The sequence below is a fragment of the Methylocystis sp. WRRC1 genome, assembly GCF_020733155.1.
In the GTDB taxonomy this organism is placed as follows: Bacteria; Pseudomonadota; Alphaproteobacteria; order Rhizobiales; family Beijerinckiaceae; genus Methylocystis.
The window spans coordinates 37,895-61,997 of the sequence record NZ_JAJFZJ010000001.1; the positions used below are offsets into that span (position 1 = coordinate 37,895).

General features: G+C 61.1%; 26 protein-coding genes and 1 tRNA gene. 22 read left to right on the forward strand and 5 right to left on the reverse strand.

What is annotated here, in order from left to right:
* The first annotated feature begins 22 nt into the window (after positions 1-22).
* The 7 genes from LG047_RS00200 (at position 23) to LG047_RS00230 (ending at position 3,156) form a co-directional block, all read left to right on the forward strand.
* Positions 23-1,081: a hypothetical protein gene (locus LG047_RS00200; RefSeq protein ID WP_227964268.1), complete on the forward strand. Its 1,059-nt coding sequence runs from the start codon at positions 23-25 to the stop codon at positions 1,079-1,081.
* A complete protein-coding gene (locus LG047_RS00205; protein ID WP_227964272.1) occupies positions 1,081-1,482 on the forward strand; it encodes a hypothetical protein in 402 nt (133 codons plus the stop codon). The genes LG047_RS00200 and LG047_RS00205 overlap by 1 nt, the downstream gene beginning before the upstream one ends.
* A complete protein-coding gene (locus tag LG047_RS00210) occupies positions 1,479-1,637 on the forward strand; it encodes a hypothetical protein (protein WP_227964275.1) in 159 nt (52 codons plus the stop codon). The genes LG047_RS00205 and LG047_RS00210 overlap by 4 nt, the downstream gene beginning before the upstream one ends.
* Positions 1,638-1,826: 189 nt before the next feature.
* Positions 1,827-2,114: a hypothetical protein gene (locus LG047_RS00215; protein WP_227964278.1), complete on the forward strand. Its 288-nt coding sequence runs from the start codon at positions 1,827-1,829 to the stop codon at positions 2,112-2,114.
* Positions 2,111-2,593, forward strand: coding sequence for a hypothetical protein (locus tag LG047_RS00220; RefSeq protein ID WP_227964282.1), 483 nt, complete (start codon positions 2,111-2,113; stop codon positions 2,591-2,593). Before LG047_RS00215 ends, LG047_RS00220 begins: the two co-directional genes overlap by 4 nt.
* A gap of 175 nt (positions 2,594-2,768) precedes the next feature.
* Complete coding sequence (locus LG047_RS00225; RefSeq protein WP_227964284.1) at positions 2,769-3,008, forward strand: hypothetical protein; 240 nt, start codon at positions 2,769-2,771, stop codon at positions 3,006-3,008.
* Positions 3,001-3,156, forward strand: coding sequence for a hypothetical protein (locus LG047_RS00230; protein ID WP_227964288.1), 156 nt, complete (start codon positions 3,001-3,003; stop codon positions 3,154-3,156). Before LG047_RS00225 ends, LG047_RS00230 begins: the two co-directional genes overlap by 8 nt.
* 292 nt (positions 3,157-3,448) lie before the next feature.
* On the opposite strand, the gene LG047_RS00235 is transcribed toward LG047_RS00230, so the two are convergent.
* Positions 3,449-3,538 (reverse strand) — tRNA-Ser (locus tag LG047_RS00235).
* A 370-nt stretch (positions 3,539-3,908) separates the two neighbouring features.
* Between LG047_RS00235 and LG047_RS00240 the strand changes: the two genes are divergently transcribed.
* From LG047_RS00240 to LG047_RS00260, 5 genes are all read left to right on the forward strand, one after another.
* Entirely contained in the window at positions 3,909-4,793 is an 885-nt protein-coding gene (locus LG047_RS00240) for an outer membrane protein (RefSeq protein WP_227964291.1), read from the forward strand.
* Between the two features lie 317 nt (positions 4,794-5,110).
* Positions 5,111-5,986, forward strand: a complete 876-nt coding sequence (locus LG047_RS00245) for an outer membrane protein (RefSeq protein ID WP_036281085.1) — start codon at positions 5,111-5,113, stop codon at positions 5,984-5,986.
* 142 nt (positions 5,987-6,128) lie between these two features.
* Entirely contained in the window at positions 6,129-6,932 is an 804-nt protein-coding gene (locus LG047_RS00250; protein ID WP_227964296.1) for an autoinducer binding domain-containing protein, read from the forward strand.
* A gap of 80 nt (positions 6,933-7,012) precedes the next feature.
* Complete coding sequence (locus tag LG047_RS00255) at positions 7,013-7,660, forward strand: acyl-homoserine-lactone synthase (RefSeq protein ID WP_036281087.1); 648 nt, start codon at positions 7,013-7,015, stop codon at positions 7,658-7,660.
* Between the two features lie 573 nt (positions 7,661-8,233).
* Entirely contained in the window at positions 8,234-8,503 is a 270-nt protein-coding gene (locus LG047_RS00260; protein ID WP_227964299.1) for a hypothetical protein, read from the forward strand.
* A 77-nt stretch (positions 8,504-8,580) separates the two neighbouring features.
* Here LG047_RS00260 and LG047_RS00265 read toward each other — a convergent pair whose 3' ends face one another.
* Positions 8,581-10,053 (reverse strand): GlxA family transcriptional regulator, encoded by a 1,473-nt coding sequence (locus LG047_RS00265; RefSeq protein WP_227964301.1) that lies wholly within the window; start codon positions 10,051-10,053, stop codon positions 8,581-8,583.
* A gap of 176 nt (positions 10,054-10,229) precedes the next feature.
* Here LG047_RS00265 and ftsH point away from each other — a divergent pair, with 176 nt between their 5' ends.
* The 3 genes from ftsH to LG047_RS00280 all read left to right on the forward strand — a co-directional run bounded on the left by ftsH (position 10,230) and on the right by LG047_RS00280 (position 14,017).
* Positions 10,230-12,155, forward strand: a complete 1,926-nt coding sequence (gene ftsH / locus LG047_RS00270; protein WP_227964304.1) for an ATP-dependent zinc metalloprotease FtsH — start codon at positions 10,230-10,232, stop codon at positions 12,153-12,155.
* A 224-nt stretch (positions 12,156-12,379) separates the two neighbouring features.
* The gene (amoC, locus tag LG047_RS00275) at positions 12,380-13,150 is read left to right on the forward strand and encodes a bacterial ammonia monooxygenase, subunit AmoC (RefSeq protein ID WP_084678888.1); all 771 of its coding nucleotides are present in this window, start codon (positions 12,380-12,382) and stop codon (positions 13,148-13,150) included.
* 369 nt (positions 13,151-13,519) lie between these two features.
* Positions 13,520-14,017: a DUF1269 domain-containing protein gene (locus LG047_RS00280; protein WP_036281098.1), complete on the forward strand. Its 498-nt coding sequence runs from the start codon at positions 13,520-13,522 to the stop codon at positions 14,015-14,017.
* Positions 14,018-14,072: 55 nt separating this feature from the next.
* On the opposite strand, the gene LG047_RS00285 is transcribed toward LG047_RS00280, so the two are convergent.
* Positions 14,073-14,741 carry a hypothetical protein gene (locus LG047_RS00285; RefSeq protein ID WP_227964307.1) on the reverse strand — a complete coding sequence of 223 codons (669 nt, stop codon included), beginning with the start codon at positions 14,739-14,741 and terminating at the stop codon, positions 14,073-14,075.
* A 200-nt stretch (positions 14,742-14,941) separates the two neighbouring features.
* On the opposite strand from LG047_RS00285, the gene LG047_RS00290 reads away from it, so the two are divergent.
* The 6 genes from LG047_RS00290 (at position 14,942) to LG047_RS00315 (ending at position 21,266) form a co-directional block, all read left to right on the forward strand.
* Positions 14,942-15,112, forward strand: a complete 171-nt coding sequence (locus LG047_RS00290; protein WP_192815571.1) for a hypothetical protein — start codon at positions 14,942-14,944, stop codon at positions 15,110-15,112.
* Between the two features lie 1,125 nt (positions 15,113-16,237).
* Positions 16,238-16,993, forward strand: coding sequence for a hypothetical protein (locus tag LG047_RS00295; RefSeq protein ID WP_227964310.1), 756 nt, complete (start codon positions 16,238-16,240; stop codon positions 16,991-16,993).
* A 359-nt stretch (positions 16,994-17,352) separates the two neighbouring features.
* Complete coding sequence (locus LG047_RS00300; RefSeq protein ID WP_227964313.1) at positions 17,353-18,693, forward strand: leucine-rich repeat-containing protein kinase family protein; 1,341 nt, start codon at positions 17,353-17,355, stop codon at positions 18,691-18,693.
* Between the two features lie 229 nt (positions 18,694-18,922).
* Positions 18,923-19,837: an outer membrane protein gene (locus tag LG047_RS00305; protein WP_227964325.1), complete on the forward strand. Its 915-nt coding sequence runs from the start codon at positions 18,923-18,925 to the stop codon at positions 19,835-19,837.
* 169 nt (positions 19,838-20,006) lie between these two features.
* Positions 20,007-20,465 carry a YaiI/YqxD family protein gene (locus LG047_RS00310; RefSeq protein WP_227964328.1) on the forward strand — a complete coding sequence of 153 codons (459 nt, stop codon included), beginning with the start codon at positions 20,007-20,009 and terminating at the stop codon, positions 20,463-20,465.
* Positions 20,466-20,735: 270 nt separating this feature from the next.
* Positions 20,736-21,266: an ABC transporter permease gene (locus tag LG047_RS00315; protein WP_227964331.1), complete on the forward strand. Its 531-nt coding sequence runs from the start codon at positions 20,736-20,738 to the stop codon at positions 21,264-21,266.
* A 100-nt stretch (positions 21,267-21,366) separates the two neighbouring features.
* On the opposite strand, the gene LG047_RS00320 is transcribed toward LG047_RS00315, so the two are convergent.
* Both LG047_RS00320 and LG047_RS00325 read right to left on the reverse strand, forming a co-directional pair.
* The gene (locus LG047_RS00320; RefSeq protein WP_158497257.1) at positions 21,367-22,218 is read right to left on the reverse strand and encodes a right-handed parallel beta-helix repeat-containing protein; all 852 of its coding nucleotides are present in this window, start codon (positions 22,216-22,218) and stop codon (positions 21,367-21,369) included.
* 170 nt (positions 22,219-22,388) lie between these two features.
* Positions 22,389-22,685, reverse strand: a complete 297-nt coding sequence (locus tag LG047_RS00325; RefSeq protein WP_227964334.1) for a hypothetical protein — start codon at positions 22,683-22,685, stop codon at positions 22,389-22,391.
* 791 nt (positions 22,686-23,476) lie between these two features.
* On the opposite strand from LG047_RS00325, the gene LG047_RS00330 reads away from it, so the two are divergent.
* Positions 23,477-23,902, forward strand: coding sequence for a hypothetical protein (locus LG047_RS00330; protein ID WP_227964337.1), 426 nt, complete (start codon positions 23,477-23,479; stop codon positions 23,900-23,902).
* The last annotated feature ends 201 nt before the right edge of the window (positions 23,903-24,103 follow it).

Below are 24,103 nucleotides of genomic sequence, written 5' to 3' on the forward strand. Positions count from 1 at the left end.
TTTCGTAGAAGGGGATTCGCGAATGTCGAAGCATAGTAGCATCCTTCAAGCCCTGAAGGCGCCCGCCGCCGATCGCGGGGGCGATCTTGCAGCGGCCGCCTGGGTCAGCTTTTTGCAAAAGGCGAAACGGCCCGATGAAGCCGATCGGATCATGAGGGAAAACCCCCGACTGGCGCGAGTCTTCGAAAACGGCGGCCGCGTCGACAAGGCCGATCAGACAGTTGGCGCGACCGGCGCCGGCTCTTGGGGCGCGAATCTGACGCAGAGCGCGGTCGGCGCCTTCTTCAGCGCCCTTGGCGCGCAGAGCGCGGGCGCGCAGCTCGTCAAAGCGGCCGGCGCGCATGTCGAGTTGGCGCCGCTTACCTCGATTAGCTTCCCGCGTTCGGCAGCTGCGCCTGCGCCGGTGAGTTGGATTGGCGAAGGCGCCCCGATTCCCCTCGACGAGCACGCGTTCGGTGAGGACACGATCGGACCGGAAAGAAAATTCGGCGTCATTCTCACGCTGACGCGTGAACTCGCGAAGCGCTCCGCCGGCCGCGCCGTCTTTGACGCGGTCCTGAGAGAGCGCGCCGCGATCAGTCTCGACGCCGCGATCTTCAACACTGCGGCCGGCGACGACGTCGTGCATCCTGGCATCCTTGCCGGGCTCACGCCGGTTTCACCTTATGGCGCTCCCGAAGATGACGTCGCCTTGCTGCTTTCGTCCTTGGCGGCAGCCGGCGGCAGCGGCAATGCGGCGCTCGTCTGTCATCCAACCGAAGCGGCGATTTTGCAGGCGAGAATGCCGACGTTGAAGGTTCCGGTTTGGCCGAGCCGCGCCGTCGCGCAAGGAACCCTCATCGCGCTTGATCCTACCGGCTTCGCCGTCAGTTTCGGCGCCGTCGATATCGAAACCGCCGAGAGCGCGACCCTGCACATGCACGACACGCCGGCGGAAATCGTCAGCGGCACTGGCCCGACGACCGCGGACCCCGTGCGCGAAGTTTATCAGACCGCGACGATCGCCGTGCGGTTGCTCGTCGATATCGCCTTTGTTCAACGCAATGGCCTCGTTGTCTTCGCGGAGGGCGTATCGTGGTGATGATCGAAGACGAAGAGCAAGCCGAACCCCGCGCGCTCGCGCCGCACGAGCTGAGGGCGCTTCAGGCGCTTGGCCGTGCCGAACAGACGCTCGCCACGCCGCGCCCATGGCCCGGCGCCGCCGATGAATGGGCGCGCGACGCTCGCGAGCGCGAGCCCGCCGCATCGGGCCAGCACCGGCCCGCCCCCTCGCGCCCTATGCCGGCACCACCGGCGACATTGGCAGATGACGACGGTGACAATGGGTTCGTGCGCACTGGCGTGCTGCTCATGCTCCTGCAAGGCGTCATCGTGCGGGAGCGCGAACACGCGGCGCAGATCATCGCCGATCTGGAGCGCCGCGTAGTGGCGCTCGAATCTCGCGCGGCTGGCGGCGAGACGAAAAAGGGGAGAAAGAGATGATCGACGACCTTCAAGACCTTTACGGCCGTTGCCGCGCGTCGGGTTTCGATCATGAGGGCGCGCTGACCTTCATCGAGGCGGCGATCGAAAATGAGCTTCGCGCCGCCGTCGCCGCCGTCAAGGCCGGGCTTTCTGAAGACGCGCCGGCCAAATAATCCGGCGGCAATGTCGCCTGATATGGGGCGTCGCGACCGCGGATGGACCGGCGCGGCGCCCTGCTCACCCCCTAGGGGGGAGGGTAAAACATCTGTGAAAGCAGGGGCTCGACACCGGCAGGGGTGCCATGCGCAGTTCAGACGCGCGCGACGATTGAATTTTTTTTCAGCCTGAACAGGAGGCCAACTGTGACGATGAGAGCGCCAACGAAGCCGAAGCCGGCTCGACCGGCTCGCAAAGCCGCGGCAACTGCGCCGGTCGATCCGATCGAGGTTCTGGAGCAAATCGCGGGCAACCGGCGGCTGAAGCCGACGCCGCGGGTACAGGCGGCGCGCGAGCTGCTGAAGTATCGGCAAGCACTCAACGCGAAGGCCGCCAATTCGCCCGAAGCAAAGAAGGACAGCGCCACCGAGCGCCTCGCCCGCGACCTGAACGCGAAGGCGCTTCAACTCCTGAGCGCGAAGGGGACCGCATGAAAGAAGACGACAACATTCCGACAGTTGGCGAGCATCGCGGCGTCCGACTTCACGCCTTTCAGGACGAAACGCGCCTCGCCGTTGTGCGCGGCGACATTGACGCCGTTGACGCCATGACGGACTGGCGGGAACTGTGGCGCGTCGTCACGGAGCGGCGCCTTGCGCCCGAGGCGCTCTTGTTCGCCGAAGCCAAGCTGCGCGTCCTCTATGTGTCTGCCGCGAACGCGCGCGTCGCCCGGCCCGACATCGATCTTGAGATGCTGAGCGCCTACACGGCGGGCCTCAACTCCTTCCACTGGATCGATCCGGCCTATTACGGCTCAGTTTTGCAGAATGTCCGGCCCCCCGGCGACGACTCCCTTACCCCGCGCCCGCCCGAGAGCCGCGCCGCGATCGAGGCGGAAGAGGATCGTCGTCACGCCGTCGACAAGGCAAAGTACGAAGCCGCTCGCGCGGCGCAGACGCAGGCCAGGAAATAATAATTTAGTCGGTTTTGTAGAAATACAAAGACTACAAAACCGATAACTCTTGGCTGGCCCTTCGGGCGTCTCGACTATTTGGGCGTTTCTACCGCGACGCTTGCCGGAATTATTTGCATGTGCTTCGATTTGGCCGATCGCGCGGCGGCGGTTTATTTTGTTGAAGGAGACGAACATGAGCACCACCACCACCACCACCACCACCACCACCACGGGCGGCCGCTATGAACTGGGCCAGCATCTCGACACGGCTGCGGACATGTCGCGCGTTCTCTGGCTGCTTCTCCAGAATGACGACCTCTTCCACGATCCGGCCGACGCTGCAGCCGTTCGGGCGCTGGCGGGACAGGTCGAAGACGCAGCCGCAGCGGCGCGAGCGCAATTCGAGGGACAGGGGGCCAGCGGCGATGTATGACCGCGCCGCGATCATGTGCGACGCGCACAAGCGCTTTCGCGACGGCAAGCGTCTCGGGCTCGCGTGGAGCTTTGCGCAATGCCTGCGAACCGCATGGGCGGCGGAGAAGCTGCGGCGCTCGGGCGCCGTGGCGCAGATGGCGGCGTAGGAGCTGGCTGTCGCAACTTGCGCCAGCCAGCTTGACAGCCGAGGGCGGCGTGAAGTCGCCGCCGGCGACGCTTGCATCTGGGCGGGCGGCCGTTACAGCATCCCCTCGCCGCGGGGTGGGTGCCTCTCGCCCGTGGTGGAGCCTGAGCGCCGTTTCGTCCCGGCGCTCGGGCTTTTTTCTTGTCGGGCTGGAGTCGGACGGGACAAACCAACTCAGCGGCTCGAACTGCGTTATGGCACGGGCTATGTCGCGCCCGATTTTTTCACGTAAGTAATTGATTTTATTAGTGGTATGGCGGAGACGGTGGGATTCGAACCCACGATAGGGTTTCCCCTATAACGATTTAGCAAACCGTCGCCTTCAGCCTCTCGGCCACGTCTCCGCATATCGGTCCGCGTTACCGCGAACGGCATGCGTCATATGCCAAAGCAGCCCGGTCTTGGCAAGCAGCGAGATGGCTGTCGTTGAAGCGGATTGCGGGGCAGGGGTGGCTCGCTCATTCCTCGGGCGGAAAATCCGTAAACGGGCGTTAAGGACCGATCGCCCGAGCCAGCTTGATCTGTGGCATAATTGCAACTCCGTGCGCGAAAGAGCGTAGCGGCAGGGCAAATGTCGACATTCGGCGTTGACCCTACGCAAGCGTGAACTCTACTTTGCGGCGAGGATGGTCGGAAGACAATCCAGGCTTCTGCATTCTCCCGTGCAGGCGCTGGCAAACATGATCCACGCGATCCGCTTTTAGATACGAGGCCATGATGAAGTTCACCTCCGTTTCCGCCGCCGTTCTGGCGCTGGCGCTGACCGCCGGATCGGCTCTCGCCGCCGATCTCCCGTCTCGCAAAGCCGCTCCGGCCTATATTCCGCCGCCGCCGCCGCCGATGTGGACCGGCTTCTATGTCGGTCTGAACGCGGGCGGCACTTTCGGCGCCTCGGGCGGCACGAGCACGGAGAGCTGGGGCGTTCTCAACGGCGGTTCGCCGATTCACGGCTGGGCCGCCGGCCTGAGCGCCACTTCCGCGCCGACAAGCAACAACAACAGCGGCTTCATCGGCGGCGGCCAGATCGGCTACAACTGGCAGTTCATGAACAGCTTCCTCGTGGGCGTGGAAGCGGACATCCAGGGCGTCGCCGGAAACTCGGGCAGCCAGAACATCTTCGGCGCGTCGTCCGATCCCTTCACCGGGACGACCTTCGCGACCTTCGGAACGCGCAGCAGCCGCCTCGATTACCTCGGCACCGTTCGCGGCCGCCTCGGCTGGCTCTTCACCCCGACGCTGCTGGTCTATGGCACGGGCGGTCTGGCCTATGGCGGCGTTTCGACGAACAGCTCCTTCGTGACCAGCGAGCTTGGCATCGGTCTGTCTTCGGTCGGCGGCACGACCTTCGCCGACACGCGCGTCGGCTGGACGGCCGGCGGCGGCTTCGAATGGATGTTCATGCCGAACTGGAGCGCCAAGGTCGAATACCTGTATTATGACCTGGGCACGGTCTCCGCTTCCGGCGCCTCGATCGAGCCGGTTGTCGGCGACTGGGGCTTCTCCACGACGACCCGCACCCGCTTCGACGGCCATATCGTGCGCGCGGGTCTGAACTACCACTTCAACTGGGGTTCCGCTCCGGTCGTCGCAAAATACTGATCGACTCATTCTGCTGTCGCGAGAAGCCCGGCCATCATGGCCGGGCTTTTTGTTTTTGTGCCGCTCATCGACCCTATTCGTCGCTGGGGCGCCTGTTTTCTTCGCAGATGCAAACGAAAATGTTGCGGCGGCGCCACAGTCGCAGAAATAAGGCCTTTACAGCTGCGTCTCAGCTCGGGATTGCGTTGACGGATTATGTCAACCGCTGATTGATTGGGTCAGGTAACGACGGGCTGGTCCCCGGCTCGGAGTGAAGTGGAGCAGAGGCCGTACTGGCGCCCTTCCTGACTGGTTTTACGAAACACGAGGCCATCGATATGAGAAAGATCGCTTTTTCCGTCGCCGTTCTGGCGCTCACGGCTGGGTCGGCGCTCGCCGCCGACCTTCCCTCGCGCAAGGAAGCCCCCGTCTACGTTCCGCCGCCGCCGCCCCCGATGTGGGTTGGTTTCTACGTCGGTCTGAATGCTGGCGGAACCTGGGCCGCTTCGACCAACTCCGCCTCGGACGCGTGGGGCCTCGCCAATGGCGGCACGCCGATCCACGGCTGGGTCGCCGCCGCCAGCGCTGCGTCTTGGCAAAATGGCGGCAACAACAGCGGCTTCATCGGCGGCGGCCAGATCGGTTATAACTGGCAATTCATGAACAGCTTCATTGCCGGTGTGGAAGCGGACATCCAGGGCGTCGCCGGCAATTCGCCGAACCGCGACATCTTCGGTTCTTCCTTCGATCCGATCAGCGGCACGAACATCGTCACCTTCGGCAATCGCAGCAGCCGCCTCGACTATCTCGGCACGGTTCGCGGCCGCCTCGGCTGGCTGTTCACCCCGACGATGCTCGTTTACGGCACAGGTGGTCTTGCCTACGGCGGCGTTTCCACCAGCGCCACCTTCGTGACGAGCGAAATCGGCTTCCCCTTCAACTCGGTCGCCAGCGCCTCCTTCGCCGATACACGCGTCGGCTGGACGGCCGGCGGCGGCATCGAGTGGATGTTCATGCCGAACTGGAGCGCCAAGGTCGAGTACCTCTACTATGATCTCGGCACTGTTTCCGCCACGGCGGTCGCCGTCGAGCCGACGGTTGTCGATTGGGCCTATTCCACCACGGTCCGTCAGCGCTTCAACGGCAACATGGTCCGCGCCGGCCTCAACTATCACTTCAACTGGGGCGCGGCTCCGGTTGTCGCCAAATACTGATCGGACAAGCTAGCGATTGTGAAAAGCCCGGCCTTTGGCCGGGCTTTTTTGTTGCCGCGCAAGTGATTCGCTGCGGAGAGGCAAAACAGGGCTGTGATGAATTTTGGGATAGCGGTTGCCTGAGCGGCCAGGGCGCACTACCTTGAACTTGTCCATTATCAAACCTTTGGCCGATCACGTGCATTCGGATGATTTCTTTGATCTGATTGACCGGCTGGCGCGCGCCGACCGCGTAGAAGCCGCATCCGATATCATCACCGGCTTTACGAATGCGTGGGGGCTTCACAACGTCGCCTACGCGGCGCTGAACATGCCGAGCCCCGGCGCCGCGCGGCCGCTGTTGTCGATGACCTATTCGGTGGAATGGCAAAAGCATTACGCCCAAAGCGGTTACGTTGACATCGACCCGATCGTCCGCTCGGGCCTCGGCGGCATTCTTCCGATCGACTGGTCGGAGATCGACCGCGGCGATCCGATCATTCGCAAGTTCTTCGGCGAGGCGCAGGAACTCGACGTCGGCGCTAATGGAATGTCGATACCCATCCGCGGCCGCCACGGGGAATTCGCCCTTTTCACCGTGACATCGAACGAAAATGCGCTCGAGTGGCGCGCGATTCGCCGCGATCTGATTCGCGACCTGATGGTGGTTGCATGGAATTTCCATGCTGCGGCGCTGCGCTCATGCGGGGAATTGGCCGAACCGGGCGACGTGCATCTGCCGCTGCGTGAGGCGAGTTGCCTGCGGTGGAAGGCGCTCGGCAAAACCGACGAGGAAATCGGAAGAATTCTCGTTATAAGCCCGCATACCGTGCGCTTTCATCTCGAATCGGCGCGCGCGCGGCTGAACACGGCGAATACGACGCACACGGTAGCGAAGGCGCTTGCACTGGGACTGATCAACATGTCCTATGAGCCGACCCATCTGATGCCCAAAAAACGTAAATGACCCCCCATTTTCGGGAGGTGATAACACACTGAAAGTCCTGCAAGTTTTCCAAATCACCAACTGATATGGGGATTTGCAGGATGATCAAAATCATACCAGGAGAATGGCGCGCGCGTTTTCCGCGACTGATCGACGAAATGCACAAGCTTCGGCGCAATGTCTTTCACGAGCGCCTCAAGTGGCAGGTGACTGTCATCAACCGCTGGGAAATAGATGGTTACGATGCGCTGGACCCGCTCTATGTGCTCTCGCTGGACGAAAATGAGCGGGTGATCGGCGGGCTTCGACTTCTGCCGACCACTGGCTTCAACATGCTCAACGATACTTTTCCGCAGCTTTTGCCAGACGGCGCGCGCATAGAAAGCCCGCTGATCTGGGAGTCGAGCCGCTTCACCGTCAGGATGACGGGCGACAGCCGCGTCGACGCCCCGGTCATCAGCCGCGCCACAGCGGAGCTCGGCCTCGCCCTCAATGAAATCGGCAAGGCCGCCGCCCTCAGCCATATCGTAACGGTTTATGACCGCGCAATGCATCGCATGCTCATGCGCTGCGGTTGCGCTGGAGAACCGCTTGGCGCGCCCCAGATGATCGGCGGCGTCGAGACTTACGCCGTGCTCTACGAAGTCGGACCGGAGTGGGATGCGCGCGTCAGATGTCTCGCGGGGCTGGCCGGCCTCTACCTCGATCCGGCAGTCGTCGACACGATGCGGGCAAGACTGGCGTCATGAACGGCGCAGAGCCAATCGAGACGCGAGAGGGAATTGCGCGGCGTGGCCGTCGTCGCGCAATCGCTGCGGATGTCCCCGCAGCACACAATATAGTGAAGCCTAAGGGGGCTCAGATGATTCATATTGTCACCCGAGAGAATTTTTCTCTCTTGGACTCTGAGATCGAGCTACTTTATCGACGAAGATGCGAACGTCAGGATCTTGCCGCGACCTGCGCTTTCTTGCGAAATCTCGCGAAAGACATTGCGCTGCTCCGCGCGGTCCGGGATGCGCAGCAAAGGGTCGACGACAATGCGGCCTGGTTCGGGCGCCTCGCGTCCGACATGGATCGGCTGGCGAAAACTTCCGATCGCAGCGCGTCGCGCGCGTCCGACGCAAGTCGCCGCCGTACGTCTCGTCCGGTTGCTGCGAATACGAAAAAGCTACGTGTTCCGGAGGCTGTGACCGCAGCGCCTCGCAGGCGAGCCGTGCGCTAAGCGCGCCGACGACGCGCGTCTCATGAGGGACACGCGTCGTATCCCATTGATGCGACGAAGGCGGCGACCGGCCCGTCGCGCCTCTTGTCGTCAGGCGTTGACGAAAGCCGTAATCGCGAAGGTCACGGCTGCGGCGGCGGCGAAAATCGACAAAATGGCGGTGATCGAGTTCATGGCGTCTTCCCCTTTGACCCTGGCTGGGCCGCTGCCCGACTGCCTTGTTTTGCGGATTATGTTATGGACTCAGTCGGCGCGACAAAATTACGCATTGCATTTGGCTAATGCGCAAGAAGGAAAAGATTTTGCGTCGCACGCGAAAAGGAGTCGCAAAATCGGGCGCATTGTCGAGCTGGCGATCGAAAGTTAATTTGTATTAATGATTTGTGAGACTGCGCGCGGCGCAATGACGATCGCTTTCAGCGCAGTCTCGGAATATGACGCGAATCAAGCCAGAGAGTGAAGCTTGGCTTTGAGGTCGCCGATCTCCGTTTCCGCGCGGATCTGGTCCGTGACGTCATATTGGACGCCGAGGAAGTAGATGAGCTGACCTTGCGCGTCGAAAAGCGGCGTAATGTTGAGCTTGTTGTGAAACAGCGCGCCATCCTTGCGGTAGTTGCGCAGAGTCACTTCGATTGCCTGTCGGTTGCTGATGGCCTCGCGCAGTCGACGAAGCCCCTCTTGGTCGCGATCTTGCCCCTGCAGGAAACGGCAATTGCGGCCGATGATCTCGGCGACCGAATAGCCCGTGATGTCCTCGAATCGCTTGTTCGCGTAAACAATTGGCGCATCTTCTAGATCGGGGTCGGTCAGGGTGACGCCGTTGACGCAAGTATCCAGGATCGTCGTCAAAATCTCGGGGATGATCTCCGAATCCTTGCGAACGGAAAACATCTGCGCCTTGTCCTGGCTCTTCGATTTGGCCCAGACCCGATAGGCGCTCGGCGCCATGTCGGTGAAGCGGCGGAATGCGCGGCGGAAGCTCGCCTCGTCGATAAATCCGGCGCTGGCCGCCAGCTCCTTCACGGGCTTGACGCTGGTTTCCAGCAGCATTCGGGCGGTTTCAACGCGGATGCGGTCGATGAAAGTCTTGGGCGACTCGCCGCAGGCCTGTTTCAGCCTTCGGTGCAGCGTGCGCTCCGACGTAGAGAGCGCCCGCGCGAGATCCTGAGCGTTGAAGGCGGCGTCAGATTGCCGGACGATTCGCTCGGCCTCGGAAAGAAACGAATCGGAGCTGTCGCCGAGCACGCTCACATTGTAGGCGGCCCCGCGTATGCCGCCCTTCGCGGGCGCCGATTCGCCAAGAGTGAAGTCAGCTGCGATTCGGCCCGCGTCCGGTCCGCAGAGCGTCCGGATCACGTGCAGCGCCACGTCGATCCAGGAGAGAGGTCCCGCCGCCGTGACGACTCGGCGATCGTCGATCAACCTTGCGCCCCAGGCTGTGTCGGCTCTCGGATAGCGCTGCTTCAGCTCCTCGTGGTGCCATCGGCTGGTCGTGCAACGACGTCCTTCGAGCAACCCCGCCTCGCCGAGCAGGAAGACGCCAGAACCGCAACCCCCGATAAGAGCGCCGCGGGAATGATGCCGTCGCAACCATGCGGCCGCTGCGGCATGGGCCGACATGTCCGGCGGCTTGCCGTTGGGATCGGGCGCGAAACTCGGCACGATAACGGCGTCGCATGTCGTGACTTCCTCGAAAGAGGTCTCGACCTCGAAAGTCGCGCCAGCGCCGTCCCGCACCGGACGCCCGGTTGCGCTGGCCGTGACGACGCAAAAGTCCGCGTCTCCGCCCCCGGAATCCTGATCGGATGGAGGCAAAGCGCCGCCGATCGCCCGCCGCGCGAGCGTCAGAAGATCGGTCAATCCGAGAAAAGCGGAGCCCAGACAGCCGTCCAGGCCGGCCACGACGATCTTGTGCATCTCCCCCCGTCTTTTTGGCGAATTATGGACTGAATTTGGCTATTTCGCCATCCTGACCTAGATTGGTTCCAATCACACATTGGACAAGGCGAGGGCATCCGTCCTCCGTCCAATGACGATTTAGCAAGGGGAGGACGCTCCGGTCGTCGGAAGCGTTTGTTCCTCGGGAGGTGAAAATGAAGGCGAATTGGAAGAAATATTTGCCTTGGGTCGTCTTCGTCGCAGTCGCATGCGTGCTGTTTGCGATGTTCCAGCATCAGCAGTCACGCACTCCGGCGCGAGAGATCACCTTCAGCGAGCTGCTGGTGCAGATCGACGAGGGCCGCGTCCATGACGTGACGATCTCCGGCAATGAAATCTCCGGCCACTTCAATGACAACCGGACCTTCCAGACCTATGCGCCGAACGATCCGAACCTCGTGCAAAAGCTCGAGGCGAAGAAGGTGCAGATCAGCGCCAAGCCGGCCAGCGACAATCCGGGCTGGCTCTCAACGCTGCTCGTGAACGGCCTGCCGCTGCTGCTGTTCATCGGTGTCTGGATCTACATGGCGCGCCAGATGCAGGGCGGAGCTGGCGGCCGCGCGATGGGCTTTGGCAAGTCCAAGGCGAAGCTGCTCACCGAAATGGCCGGCAAGGTGACGTTCGAGGACGTCGCCGGCGTCGACGAGGCGAAGGAGGATTTGCAGGAGATCGTGGAGTTCCTGCGTGATCCGGGCAAGTTCCAGCGTCTGGGCGGACGTATTCCGCGCGGCGTGTTGCTCGTCGGACCGCCCGGCACCGGCAAGACGCTGCTGGCGCGCGCCATCGCGGGCGAGGCCGGCGTGCCCTTCTTCTCGATCTCGGGTTCTGACTTCGTCGAAATGTTCGTCGGCGTCGGCGCGAGCCGCGTCCGCGACATGTTCGAGCAGGCGAAGAAGAACGCGCCCTGCATCATCTTCGTCGACGAAATCGACGCGGTGGGCCGTCATCGCGGCGCCGGTCTCGGCGGCGGCAATGACGAGCGCGAGCAGACCCTGAACCAGCTGCTGGTCGAGATGGACGGCTTCGAGGCGAATGAGGGGATCATCCTCATCGCGGCGACCAACCGTCCGGACGTTCTCGATCCGGCGCTGATGCGTCCGGGCCGCTTCGACCGTCAGATCCAGGTTCCGAACCCCGACTTCATCGGCCGCGAGAAGATCCTGAAGGTTCACGCCCGCAAGGTGCCGCTGGCGCCGGACGTCGACCTGAAGGTGGTGGCGCGCGGCACGCCGGGCTTCTCGGGCGCGGATCTGATGAACCTTGTCAACGAGGCGGCGCTGCTCGCGGCGCGCCGGTCGAAGCGGATCGTCACGAATCAGGAGTTCGAGGACGCGCGCGACAAGATCATGATGGGCGCCGAGCGCCGCACGCTGGTGATGACCGACGAGGAGAAGAAACTCACGGCCTATCACGAGGGCGGACATGCTCTGGTTCAGCTGACGGTCCCCGGCGCGATGCCGATCCACAAGGCGACGATCATCCCGCGCGGCCGCGCGCTGGGTATGGTGCAGGGCCTGCCGGAGCGGGATCAGGTGTCGCAGACCTATGAGCAGTTGACCGCAATGCTCGCGATCGCCATGGGCGGCCGCGTGGCGGAGGAACTGATCTTCGGCCACGACAAGGTGACTTCGGGCGCCGCGTCGGACATCCAGCAGTGCACCCGCGTGGCTCGGGCGATGATCACGCAGCTCGGCTTCTCCGACAAGCTCGGGACGGTGGCGTATGCCGAACCGCAGCAGGAGCAGTTCCTGGGCTATTCGCTCGGCCGCCAGCAGAGTCTCTCCGAGGCGACGCAGCAAACGATCGACGCGGAAGTGCGCCGGCTGGTTCAGGAAGGTTACGACGAGGCGAAGCGCATCCTGACCGAGAAGCGCGCTCAACTCGACACGCTGGCGAACGGACTCCTCGAGTTCGAGACGCTCACCGGCGAGGAGATGAAGGGCCTGCTCGTCGGCAAACGTCCGGTCCGCGAGGACACGAGCGCGACGCCGACACAGCCTCCGCGCGGCTCTGGCGTCCCGGCGACGGGCCAGAAGCCCGAGCCCGACGTTGACGGCGGCATGTCGCCTCAGCCCGTCTGATTCGGCTTCGGCACGACAGGAAAGGCCCGGCGCAAGCCGGGCCTTTTTCTTTTTGGCTTCAAGGGTTTCCTTGTCACGAGGCGCAAAGGAGCCCGGCGCCTGTAATGGCGGATTTTGCCCCCAGTTTGGCGACAAAGTCACTGTTGTCTTGCGTGGTACGGGGCAAGATGTGACAGCTGCGAGGGTCATGACCTCGAGCGAAAAAACATGGAGGAATAATTCATATGAGCTCGACGACAAGCGCGGCTGCTGGCGCAGCTGCAGAAGTAGAATCCGTAGTCGATCTGCGTGGCATGTGGATTGGCCTCGTATTGCTGAACGTGTTCTATCTGATCGTTCGCATTTACGAGCAGGTCTTTGGCTGGCGCGCGGGTCTGGACTCGTTCGCTCCGGAGTTCCAGACGTATTGGATGTCGATCCTGTGGACGGAGATTCCGCTTGAGCTGGTTTCGGGCCTCGGCCTTGCCGGCTATCTGTGGAAGACCCGCGACCGCAACGTCGACGCTGTTACGCCTCGTGAAGAGATGCGCCGTCTCGTTGTCCTGGTTCAGTGGCTTGTCGTTTACGGCATCGCCATTTACTGGGGCGCTTCGTTCTTCACGGAGCAGGACGGCACGTGGCACATGACGGTGATTCGCGACACGGACTTCACGCCGTCGCACATCATCGAGTTCTACATGAGCTACCCGATCTACTCGGTTATCGCGGTTGGCGCGTTCTTCTATGCGAAGACCCGCATTCCGTATTTTGCTCATGGCTACTCGCTGGCGTTCCTGATCGTCGCCATCGGCCCGTTCATGATCATCCCGAACGTTGGCCTGAATGAGTGGGGCCACACCTTCTGGTTCATGGAAGAGCTGTTCGTTGCTCCGCTTCACTGGGGCTTCGTGTTCTTCGGCTGGATGGCTCTGGGCGTGTTCGGCGTCGTCCTTCAGATCCTGATGCGCATCCATGCCCTCGTCGGCAAGGAAGGCGTCAAGCTCCTGACCGAGTAATGACGATGGCCGCCCGCGCCGAGCGCGCGGGCGGTTTTCTCTAAAAGGAGGTGAAACGCGATGGTTTTAAACGCACTTCTCGTGGCGTCCTTACTTTCGCCGTTGGCGTTCTGGTTTGCGGCGCCCCGCCGGGTCACCGTTCCGGTTCGGGTTCGCTGCAGGGCGAAACGTTCAAGCTGATCCGTCTCGAACCTCCCATCGAGCAACGGGCTACCCGCCGATGCCGCTGACGAGCGGCGCCGCGCGGGTTAGCTTTTACAGAGTTTACAATCCTGAATTTGTAACTGTGCATTGTAATTTCATTCATGTGGTCTAGATCGAACCCTGCGGCGCGCGATCATCGTCGTGCACATAAGCAGGAGAGCGCTCATGAATGATCTTCTCGTTATTGCTTTTCCGTCGGAGGAGAAGGCCGAGCAGGTCCGGCAAAAGCTTTTTACGATGCAAAAGGAATATTTGATCGAAATGGGCGACGCGGTCGTGGCCGTCAAAGGCGCCGACGGTGAAATCAAGCTCAATCAGCTGTTCAACACGACAGCGATCGGGGGCGTTTCCGGCGCCTTCTGGGGTGCACTCATCGGCCTGATCTTCATGATGCCGCTTGCCGGCGCGGCGCTCGGCGCGGCCTCGGGCGCGGTGTCCGGCGCGCTGACCGATTTCGGCATCGACGACAAGTTCATGAAGGACGTCGCAGGAGCGATACCGCCGGGCGGAGCGGCGTTGTTCGTGCTCGTTCGCAAAATGACGACGGACAAGGTTCTCGAGGGGCTCAAGGGCGTCGGCGGCGTGGTGCTGCGCACGTCTTTCGAGAAATCCAAGGAAGACGCCATTCGTGCGGCGCTTTCCGCGCAGGCTCCGTCAGCCTGACACAAAAAATGCGCGCCGGGTTGTAATGACCCGGCGCGCATGGAGCTTTATTCAATCAAGCGATTGTTTCTTCCCCGGCTTTACGCCGATGCGAGTGAAGCGTCATGTAGAAGCTGACGACAATGAAACCGATGCCCAACAGCGCGACGATGATGAAGAGCGACGTCCTCTGAATGATCGCCATCGCTGGCACGAAGATCGCGAGGATGAGGCCGACGACGCAGATCTGCCATGCCTCCGCGTGCACGCCGGCGACGAAAGTCGCGAGCGCGAGAAGCGTCATGAGGTTCAGGCCGGTGGCGTTGACGTCGACGAGGGTGCGGATCGTCGGCGAGTAAATCAGCCACATGGCCGCGAGGAACGCCGCCCAATGCAAGATTTGCGTCCAGATGAGTTTGATTCGCTCCTGTCGCGTGTCCGCGTGGCGCCAGCCGACGTAAATGCAGATCGCGCAATAAACAGGGGTCAGCAACTCCCAGTAATAGCCCGACGGCTCGCCCGTGAAAGTGACGAGGCCGATGCCGAAAACCGCCATCGACAACATGATGATGTAGGGAAGATCGATCTTGACTACATCGAGGAAGAGAACTTCCGCAGGCTGCGTCCGGATCTCCTCGATCCCTTCTTCGAGCGCTTCCACCCAGCCGTGCTCATGAGGCTTTTGGCCTTCGGTCGCCGCGCCGGCGGTGGCTTTCGTTTCGGCCTGGTCGGGGCTGTTCGACATGAATGGGGTTCTCCCTCGCTTTGATGCTGAAATAGGCGCGCCCTATCTTGTCAAATGTCGAGAGAGCCTATCTGGCGCGAAGATAGTGCCTGGAGGGGGCCTCGGCAACCTTCGTTGCGCCGCCGCCAACGGCGCCGGTTTCGTTGCTCGGGCCTGACCTTTGGTTTAAAGCTGCGACGATCCGGACCTGTGGTGGAAACATGAAAAGAACGCTCATTGCCTCAGCTTTCCTGCTGATGATCGGCTTTGGTCTTTGGTCCCTCTATTTCGCAAGCCGTTATCAGGCCTTGTGCGAACTCTCCTATTGGTCTGCAAGCTCCGCCGAGCTGAAGCTCTGCGACGAGCGCCTGTCGGAACTCAGAGGTCGGTGAGGGCGAGAGGGCAGGTGGCGGTTTTGGCGGGGTCGCTTCCGCGCCTTTACGCCTTTGACCAGCGAATGACGGTTTTTCTCATCCTGAACGGACGACTGAAGGCGAGCGCTGGCTCTCCGCTGCTTTTCCCCGGCTAATTAGGTTACCGGCGCCGAAGCATCCCATTCAGGTGCTCCGCCGGCGGATAATCGCCGCTGATCGCCCGGGCGAAGCGCGCTTTTCGATGACGCCGCTCGCCATATAATGGCCGCTCAACCGAAAACACGATAAGTGTTTTATGCCTCTTGCTCGCGTTTAGCGTCATGTTAGGCGCATGCTGCGGTTCCGTCGCAGCATGGCGTTTGGGGGCTGCTCAATGAAGACGCAGAGCGGGCGAACAAACAACATTGTTCGCGTGGCTGGGAGCTTTCGTGTAAGCCGGTCTTGTTACAATAGCGGCGGCGCAAGCTACACTGCTCTGCATGGAACCGGGTTGCTCTTCTCTGTAAGCAATTTGGAAATCGTCTAGCGGATTCCTGTCTTGAGACGAGCGCAATAAATTGGGGGAGAGGGTTCGTAGTCGAATATGGACTACAAAAGCTGCGTCCTTATTTGAATCGCTCCTACAGACGCGAAGAAAGCGCTACGCTAACGCTTCCGGAGCCCGTCTTTTTGCGCGGACACGGCTTTCAAATATTTCCATAGTGAGTAAGCCATTAGCGTCGGCGCCATAACGAGGCGCCATGCGAGGTCTGTTCGCGACAGGAAATGGCTCTGTATGCGTTCCGAAGCCGACCTGGCGATTTTCGCAGCATTCGATGTCTTCCCGCAATATTAGGGGGACCATTCGTTTTTGTTCAGGTCCAGCAGTGTGGATGTGGAGTTCTACTGCAAGGCCGGTCACGCTAGCGCCGCACGCTGTAGCCTGCGCCCGGAAATATCGGCCTCGGCATGTATTGCAATATGACCGCAGCGCTTCAATTACATTTCAGATGGCTTTCTGGGGTCGCGATTTTGCAAGCGGCGAGCGATTAATGCTTTCGCAGATTGGATTTTCATCGCCCAATTGGATTTGGCGGACATGTTATTCAGATGACATTACTTGTGTCGCGCAATCTGCTTTGGTTTCGGCGGCGGAGACCGAACATGATTCAAAACGGTACTATGAACGAACGTTTGAAGCGCGCGCGCATATCGGCTGGATATCGAACCGCCAGCGATGCGATCAATCGTTTCGGTTGGAGAGGGTCGACCTACCGGGCGCACGAGAACGGGCAGAACCATTTTGACGCACAGACCGCGACTAATTATGCGCGCGCGTACGGTGTGAACGCGGGCTGGCTCCTTACGGGCGATGGCGCGATGAGCGCCAAAGCGAAATTGTCGCGTCGGGCCGAGCTTGTTCAAACGAATGGCGATTGCCCGGACTGTGATGAAAAGAGGTCCAATATTCCTGTGTTGGGGGTCGCCGCTGCGGGCGTGTGGATGGAAGACGAGGTGCGCAGAATGACAAATGGAAACGGCCGCACCCACCCGTTTCCTGCGGATCCGCGCTTCCCGGTAGAAGCCCAGTTCGACCTTATCGTCGAAGGAACGTCGATTAACCGCTTTGCGCAAGCTGGCGATCATATTCGATGCGTCGACGTGGAAGCCGCGGGAATTGACATTGAAGATGGCGATCTGGTCATTGTCGAAAGAACCCGTGGGAATTCTCTGAAGGAGACATCCGCGAGACGCGTTCGTCGAAGCGGCGAACATTACGAGTTCTGGCCCGACTCCAGCGATCCGCTCTGGCAGACACCCGTGATCGTGAAGGACGGTCATTCTGAGGAAAATGAGAATGTCCGTGTAATTGGATTGGTCATTTGGAAATTCAGGGACGCCTGCGATCGGGACGCTTAGGGTCGATTAGCGACTAACTTGGCTTCGCGAAGGCGTTGTTATTTGCGGCGTGTCGTCCTGCTTTGTGCCTGCAGGGTAGTAGGCTCCGCCCTTGACTCCTCATCCGCGGGAACGGCCGCCGCTTCGCCGAATTACGCCGATTTGCGCGACTTCAGACTGCGCCATCTTGGCGACTGCTTGGTCCCGGTTCAGATTTAATTTTTTGCGACTTCAATCCAGATTCCATGGAAGCGTGAATTAATCCCGCTTTGGTGGCTCTCCGGAAGAGCGCCCGCTCTCCTGGCGTGAAGGTCGGCGACGACGCAGCTCCGTCAAAAACAGCGCTTTTGCTCCCGCGCGCCGTCCGCTACAGCGTGAGAATGCCTGTCTCCAAGACGACAACCGAACTGGAAGCCCTTCGCCGCGGCGATCTGGCCGGCGCAAGGCGGCTGCGTCTGCCGGGACTTGCCGAATTTCCGCGTGAGATATTCGGTCTAGCCGATACGCTCGAGGTGCTGGATCTCGGCGGCGGCGCGCTGAGCGATCTTCCCGATGAAATGGGCCGGCTCCACAAGCTGCGCGTGTTGTTCTGCTCCGGCAACAGGTTCGAGCGGCTTCCTGCATCGCTCGGCGATTGCGCGTCGCTGAGCCAGGTCGGCTTCCGGGCGACGGGGCTGCGCGAGATACCCGGCGAGGCGCTGCCACCCCTGCTGCGCTGGCTTATCCTGACCGACAATCAGATCGAGCGGTTGCCCGACGCTCTCGGAGAGCGGCCGCATTTGCAAAAGCTGATGCTCGCCGGAAACCGCCTCCGGACGCTCCCGCCGAGCCTCGCCGGTGCGGATTCGCTCGAGCTTGTGCGGCTCAGCTCCAATCGCATCGAGAGCCTTCCGCTCTGGCTCGCGAGTCTGCCGAGGCTCGCCTGGATCTCCTGGGCCGGCAATCCCATGGAGCGCGCGCTCGCTCCAACAGCGGCGACGATGGTTCATTGGGCCGACCTCGAAATCGGAGACCGGCTGGGCGAGGGCGCCTCGGGACTCGTGCATCGGGCGTTCTGGCGTGTGGGCGGTTCGGATGAGGCGCTACCCGTGGCCCTCAAGCTTTTCAGGGGCGCGATGACCAGCGACGGTTTGCCGGAGCGCGAAATGGCGACCTGTCTCGCCGCCGGCGAACATGCCAATCTCACGGCCGCCCTCGGACGGCTGGCGGATCATCCCGAGGGGGCGGATGCGCTGCTGATGCCGCTCGCGCCGGCTCATTGGCGCACGCTGGCGGCTCCTCCAAGTCCCGAGAGTTGCAGCCGGGACGTCTATGATCCCGGGCTACGGCTTTCTCGGACGAGCGCGCTGAGCCTCGCGCGCGGGATCGCCTCCGCCGCCGCCCATCTTCACGCCCGCGAATTGATGCACGGCGATCTGTATGCGCACAACATTCTCTGGGACGGTGAGGCCGGCGAGGCGGCGCTCGGCGATTTCGGCGCGGCCTGCGTGCTTCCCGAGGGAGTTGAGGGCGACGCGTGGCGGCGGATAGAGGTCCGCGCCTTTGGATTGCTGCTCGGCGAATTGCTGGACCGATGCGCGTCGGAGCCCGCTGCGTTGACAGGATTGCGAGAACTCGAATGGGCCTGCGTGCAGCCCGATCGAGCGGCCCGCCCGTTGATGCAGGATGTGATCGGCATCCTCGACGATACGATGGAAGAGTGCGGCTTGTTTTTTTCATGAGCGCGCCCCGGTCGGTCGCGTTGATGTCCGGCCTGCGGATGTAATTTTGTCCGCTTGTTCCTGCGCCGTCATGCCGTGGCGGATATGTCTCATTGGGCAACAATGTGAGGCAGGAAGCGTTACCGTTGCCGCAACTCTTGTTGACGCCCCCGGTCCCGGGCGTGAGGCTTGGAAGAATTCTGGCGCGTCTACAGCCGCAGCTGAGAATCAATGCATCGGGAATTGTCCAATGAGAAAGATCGGCTTTGCGCTCACTGCGCTGACGCTTGCGGCTGGTTCAGCCTTCGCCGCCGATTTCCCTTCGCGCGAGTCTCCGCCTCCGGCATACAATCCTCCGCCGCCGGTGTGGACTGGTTTCCACGTCGGTATGAACGCCGGCGGAACGTGGAACAACAGCCAAAATGTCTCTATCGCTTCCGCTCCCCTTTTTCAGGGTGGAGCATTTGGCCCCGCTCCCTGGTCGGCGGCGGCGGCGCTCGGCGCGACGGGCATGCTTGGCGCCAGTGGGAACGGAGGCTTCATAGGAGGTGGTCAGATTGGCTACACTTGGCAATTACAGCGGAACATCGTCGCGGGCGTCGAGGCTGATATTCAAGGTATCGCCAGTGGAGTAGGCGGCGGCTCCCTGATAACTACGGTTCCCGTCATGCTTCCCGCGGCGCCACTTCCATCGGCTAACACCGTCATGTCGGCTAGCAGGAGCCTCGACTATCTGGGAACAGTGCGGGGCCGCATCGGCTATCTCTTCAGTCCGACCTTGCTCCTTTACGGAACCGGCGGTCTTGCATATGGCGGCGTAAGCCTGAACGTCACCGGTTTGCAGAGCTTTACACTTGGCACTCCCGGTTTCATTACAACTGGCTTCGGCGGTAGTTCATTCTCCGATACGCGTGTTGGCTGGAGCGCGGGCGGCGGTCTCGAATGGATGTTCTGGCCGAACTGGAGCGCGAAAGCTGAATATCTCTATTACGATCTCGGTTCTGTCCGAACCAACGCCGGGTTGACTACGACAGTTTTGGCTACCGGAGCGCTCGTTTGGGCAAACGGAACACAGGCGCAAGCCCGTTTCGACGGGCATGTCGTGCGGGCGGGCGTCAACTATCACTTCAATTGGGGTGTTGATCCGACTGTCGCCAGCTATTGATCGGATGCTTTGCAGTCGCTGCTTACCAAAAACTTGCAAATCGAGCGGTTCGCTGGACCTCGCTGCGAAACTCGCTCGCGCCGGGAAAAGTGTTCGTCATGTGGCCCTTCGTAGCGCCGCCGCCATCAGCGTGGGTGACAACTTGGGCCGAAACTGTCAGGACGGCGCCATGACGATTACAATCTACATCGACGCCGATGCTTGCCCCGTGAAGGATGAAACTTTCAAGGTGGCCGCTCGCTATGGACTGCGGACGTTCGTCGTATCCAACAGCTTTATCCAGATTCCCCAATCTCCGCTGATCGCCCGGATAATCGTCGATGCCGGTGCCGACATCGCCGACGATTGGATCGTCGAACGGATCGTTCCGAAAGATGTTGTCATCACCAGCGACATTCCGTTGGCCAGTCGCGTATTGGCGAAACAAGCTCACGCGATTGCGCCTTATGGCCGCGCTTTTACAGGGGACTCCATTGGTCTGGCTCTCGCGCAGCGATCGCTCATGGAGCATATCCGTTCCACTGGCGAAATAACCGGCGGTCCGCCGCCATTTTCTTCCGCCGACCGTTCGCGGTTTCTCCAGACATTGGACCTCACGATCGCGCGGGAGCGGCGCCGGCGGCGTTGAAAATATCCCGCCGGCCATGCGGAGCCGCGCGTGTTTTTGAGGGCGCGGTCTGCGTATTCAAATTTGACGCTTTTGTCTGTTGAACGCAGTCGGGGAAGGGGTCGGAACCGACGCCGGAGAGGCTCCATAGCCTTTTGAAATCTCCATTCGCCACATAAAATGCGCCGCTCAAGCTTGTTTGTATGTCGATATTTCGCCGGATTCGTTTACAAAATATGAATCGCGAGACGAGCTCGACGCATCGATTCGAGCGACGGAGGAGGGATCTCGATGGAATGGCTCGAGTCCGATCAAGACGTGAGCGAAATGAACTCCGTCAATGAGACGCCATCAACGGCGGCGTCTGTAGTGAATTTCCCGACCCGCCAGATTTCCTCCGGCGGCGACAACGCCGCCGCGGCCCTGAACCTCGTCGCGGAAGCCGCGGCTGCAATCAAGGGACTGGAGGAGCAGGCGGCCGAAGCGGTAGCGCGCGCTCACAATGTCGCTGACGCCGTCGTCAGGAAGCTTGAACTCGCCGACGCCCGCGCGGAGCGAGCGGAAACAGCGCAGCTCGAGGCCGAGGCAAAGATCGTCGAACTCACAGCAGCGCTCGAGGAGACGCGCAACGCATTCGATATGCTGCAATCGCGGCTCGCTGCAAAAGAAGCCGAGTTGATAAGGGTGGAGCAGCGCGCGAGCCTCGCGGAACGCCGCGCGGACGAGGCAAATGTCGCCATCCAGAGCATTGTCGAAGCGATCCGGACGCAATTGCCCGTCAGAACCGAGCTCGATCCGGATGAAGCCGGAACCGCAGCCTGAGCCCTTTATTTCCGGGCCGAATTTGTCGTTTTGTACGCCGGTGAAAATGGTCTGAACACGGGTGCGCTCGCATGCTCGTGCATGAAAGCGCACCCGTGTTTCAGCGCGTCCCCACGTTTGTCAGGGACCCGCTCACGTCGTCGACCGGTCCTGACCCATTGCCACGGATGAAATTGTCGCCGGCGCTTTCGGCGGCGGTGAAGAGATAGACGCCTTTGCCGCTGTTTCCGGTTGCAGTCGAATGCGTAAGGCGGAGAATTGCCCCGATCTCGCTTCTGAAGCCGACAAGGTTATTGTTGGCCTCGCTGTCGACGACCATGAGTCGCGTGTATCCCTGTATCATCACGCCCGCGCCGGAATTGTTTATCGCCGACGCTTGTTTGAGGACGCCCTTCGCCGAGCCGCCGTTCGTTGTGATATTGAAGCCGTCGCCGCCGTTATTCGATGAAATTATGTCCGTCAGCAAAAATTTCAGATTTGCCGTTGGACGAAGATATACGCCGACGCCGGTGAAATTCTGAACGGCGCAGTTTCTGATCGAAAGCGAACCAGCTGAATTTAGCTTGATTCCATTCGTCGCGGATTTGAGCCCGTCGATCGTAAGGCGTGAGATATTCACGCTGTCGTTCGCCCCGGCATTGATTGTTATTGCGTCGCCTGCGCTGGCGCGAACGACGCCGGCGCCCTCGGCGCCCGTTATCGTGATCGCCTTATTTATGTTCAAAGGACCATAATTTCCGGGGCTAAGCGCCTTTATCTCGCCGCCAGCCAAAGTCTGGTTCAAGGCGTATTGGAATGTGAGGCAGGGATTGGCCGAGGATGCGCAGTTTCCCGTATTGACGCCCTTGCTCGAGACAAAGGAAACGGCGGCTGCCTGCGCAGGGATGACCATGAGGCTGGCGGCGATCGACATGAAGCCGGCGGCGACCGGCATAGACAAAATCCTGGACATGAATGACTTCCCCCGCTGGAGATGAGGCAGCAAAGATCGCCCCTGCAGGAGTGATCTAGCTAGTTTCATCATGAACTGCGTTGTGGAAACGCACAGCGGGTTGCAGCAGCCATGGCGTGAACGCAGCGTGGGGTCATTATGCATGAACGACCCGACGCTGTCGGTTGTCGTCAGTAGTAGTGACGCCGGGCGTAATGGCGACGGTAATAGTAACGCGGCGTCGGAGCGGTGGCCGCGCCAATGAGCGCGCCGCCGGCCGCCCCGATTGCGCCGGCGGCCAATGTCGGGCCAGCGAGGCCGCCCGAAGCAAGAGCGCCAATTCCCGCGCCGCCGAGGCCGCCGATGACGCCTCCTCCTAGGGCGCGTTCGCCGGGAGTGTAGCAGCCGTATAGCGGGAGAGAAGCCGTCAGTAGCGCGGCAAGAACAATGGCCTTTTTCACGGGACGGGCGACAACCAGACTTTGCATTGACGAGACCTCGGTTCGGTGCGTTTGACTGATCATCCCGACGGGGAATCGCCCCGGGGGATCACATAGCGACATGAACCGGCTTTAAGCCCTAACGATGGCCACAACTCCACCGCGCGACGCCCGTTTCCGCTGTAGCGTCGCGTTAGATTTCTTTCCTTTGCCAAACGGAAGAAAATGTCAGCGGGATGTCTTGAAAAAGGGTCGTATCGAAGGCCAGCTTTGCCTAATTGCCAAGATGGCGCTGCCTTTTCAGTGGCAAAACTGAAAGCGCGGGTAGGTGGTCAAAGCTCCTCGGCGAAATATGCTCTAGTAGCAGCGAACGCCTCAACGAGCATGCGCCTGTCGGTTTCGTGCTGCTCGAACCAGGTGATGTCGTTGTCGTCGCCTTGGGGCTGGTCCAGTCCCCAACAACAAATGCACTTGTCAGCCAGTTCTTCGTCAGTGGATTCGTTTAGCGCCGATATCAGGTATTGGCATGATCCGTTGCTGCATCTCGTCAACCAGCGCACGGCGATGTCGATGCATCTTTCCCACCCTCTGGGCGAGGCGCCGGTCTGCAAATAGCTCCTCATCGACGCTTTCTCGGATTTGTCTCTGCTCGATGCAAAGCGCTTGTATGAATGAGATAGAACCCGCCTACTGCAACGCAAGGCTTCGCCGATAAGTTCCCGCAACGAAATGCGGCGTTACTTCACGGATTTGACCGATGCGCGTCGGAACCATGACCAGTCTATCGACGTTTAAGAGTCGGGTCGGTGAAACCTGATTTTGCAGGTCGGTGACATCAGATGTCTAACCTTACGGACAGGCCGACGACCGACGTTGATCTCACGAACGGAGAGACCGCGCGGAAGGTTTCGGCGCCGAGCGCCGCGACGAAGCCTGTCGAAGGAAATGACTCTCTGGACCTTCGGGAAAAAGCCCGGGGAACGATCGACCCGGAGAAATGCGTCGTGACGGAGGTTGTCGGCAAAATCCTACAATCCGGCTCAAGCGATCAGCTGAGGGGATACGCGAACGAGGCGGTGGGGAAAACGAAGCTCGCTCTCGGCCTCGCCGTACAATCACCCGAGCTTGCCGTCGCGGGGATTGCGCAAAGCGCTCTTGGCGAAGTGCAGAAATTCGTTGGCGAAGCTAAATTGGCGGAGGAAATGGCCCAGACGGTCGACGAGGATCGAAATTCGGCTGAACCCCCGAGCGGCGCAGGTTTATAGCCAGCGTAATTGTCGCCGTCGATCAGGGTTTAGACCCGGCAAACTGGCGAGACGCGCAGCCGCGCCTCACGTTGGCGGGCAATCTGCATCCATTTCAAGCCTGCATCCGATCGCAAGGACTCGGGTCACTCATCTGACGATCCGAAGCGAATGGCCGTCGCCGGACGATGGCGCGCGCAGCGAGGTGAAGGATCAGACCGC

Bases quoted from the DNA above. Each gene is read 5' to 3' on its own strand.
- LG047_RS00200 (WP_227964268.1), top strand. From the start codon at position 23: ATGTCGAAGCATAGTAGCATCCTTCAAGCCCTGAAGGCGCCCGCCGCC.
- LG047_RS00205 (WP_227964272.1), top strand. From the start codon at position 1,081: ATGATCGAAGACGAAGAGCAAGCCGAACCCCGCGCGCTCGCGCCGCAC.
- LG047_RS00210 (WP_227964275.1), top strand. From the start codon at position 1,479: ATGATCGACGACCTTCAAGACCTTTACGGCCGTTGCCGCGCGTCGGGT.
- LG047_RS00220 (WP_227964282.1), top strand. From the start codon at position 2,111: ATGAAAGAAGACGACAACATTCCGACAGTTGGCGAGCATCGCGGCGTC.
- LG047_RS00225 (WP_227964284.1), top strand. From the start codon at position 2,769: ATGAGCACCACCACCACCACCACCACCACCACCACCACGGGCGGCCGC.
- LG047_RS00230 (WP_227964288.1), top strand. From the start codon at position 3,001: ATGTATGACCGCGCCGCGATCATGTGCGACGCGCACAAGCGCTTTCGC.
- LG047_RS00240 (WP_227964291.1), top strand. From the start codon at position 3,909: ATGATGAAGTTCACCTCCGTTTCCGCCGCCGTTCTGGCGCTGGCGCTG.
- LG047_RS00245 (WP_036281085.1), top strand. From the start codon at position 5,111: ATGAGAAAGATCGCTTTTTCCGTCGCCGTTCTGGCGCTCACGGCTGGG.
- LG047_RS00255 (WP_036281087.1), top strand. From the start codon at position 7,013: ATGATCAAAATCATACCAGGAGAATGGCGCGCGCGTTTTCCGCGACTG.
- LG047_RS00265 (WP_227964301.1), bottom strand. From the start codon at position 10,053: ATGCACAAGATCGTCGTGGCCGGCCTGGACGGCTGTCTGGGCTCCGCT.
- ftsH (WP_227964304.1), top strand. From the start codon at position 10,230: ATGAAGGCGAATTGGAAGAAATATTTGCCTTGGGTCGTCTTCGTCGCA.
- amoC (WP_084678888.1), top strand. From the start codon at position 12,380: ATGAGCTCGACGACAAGCGCGGCTGCTGGCGCAGCTGCAGAAGTAGAA.
- LG047_RS00280 (WP_036281098.1), top strand. From the start codon at position 13,520: ATGAATGATCTTCTCGTTATTGCTTTTCCGTCGGAGGAGAAGGCCGAG.
- LG047_RS00285 (WP_227964307.1), bottom strand. From the start codon at position 14,741: ATGTCGAACAGCCCCGACCAGGCCGAAACGAAAGCCACCGCCGGCGCG.
- LG047_RS00290 (WP_192815571.1), top strand. From the start codon at position 14,942: ATGAAAAGAACGCTCATTGCCTCAGCTTTCCTGCTGATGATCGGCTTT.
- LG047_RS00295 (WP_227964310.1), top strand. From the start codon at position 16,238: ATGATTCAAAACGGTACTATGAACGAACGTTTGAAGCGCGCGCGCATA.
- LG047_RS00300 (WP_227964313.1), top strand. From the start codon at position 17,353: ATGCCTGTCTCCAAGACGACAACCGAACTGGAAGCCCTTCGCCGCGGC.
- LG047_RS00305 (WP_227964325.1), top strand. From the start codon at position 18,923: ATGAGAAAGATCGGCTTTGCGCTCACTGCGCTGACGCTTGCGGCTGGT.
- LG047_RS00310 (WP_227964328.1), top strand. From the start codon at position 20,007: ATGACGATTACAATCTACATCGACGCCGATGCTTGCCCCGTGAAGGAT.
- LG047_RS00315 (WP_227964331.1), top strand. From the start codon at position 20,736: ATGGAATGGCTCGAGTCCGATCAAGACGTGAGCGAAATGAACTCCGTC.
- LG047_RS00320 (WP_158497257.1), bottom strand. From the start codon at position 22,218: ATGTCCAGGATTTTGTCTATGCCGGTCGCCGCCGGCTTCATGTCGATC.
- LG047_RS00325 (WP_227964334.1), bottom strand. From the start codon at position 22,685: ATGCAAAGTCTGGTTGTCGCCCGTCCCGTGAAAAAGGCCATTGTTCTT.
- LG047_RS00330 (WP_227964337.1), top strand. From the start codon at position 23,477: ATGTCTAACCTTACGGACAGGCCGACGACCGACGTTGATCTCACGAAC.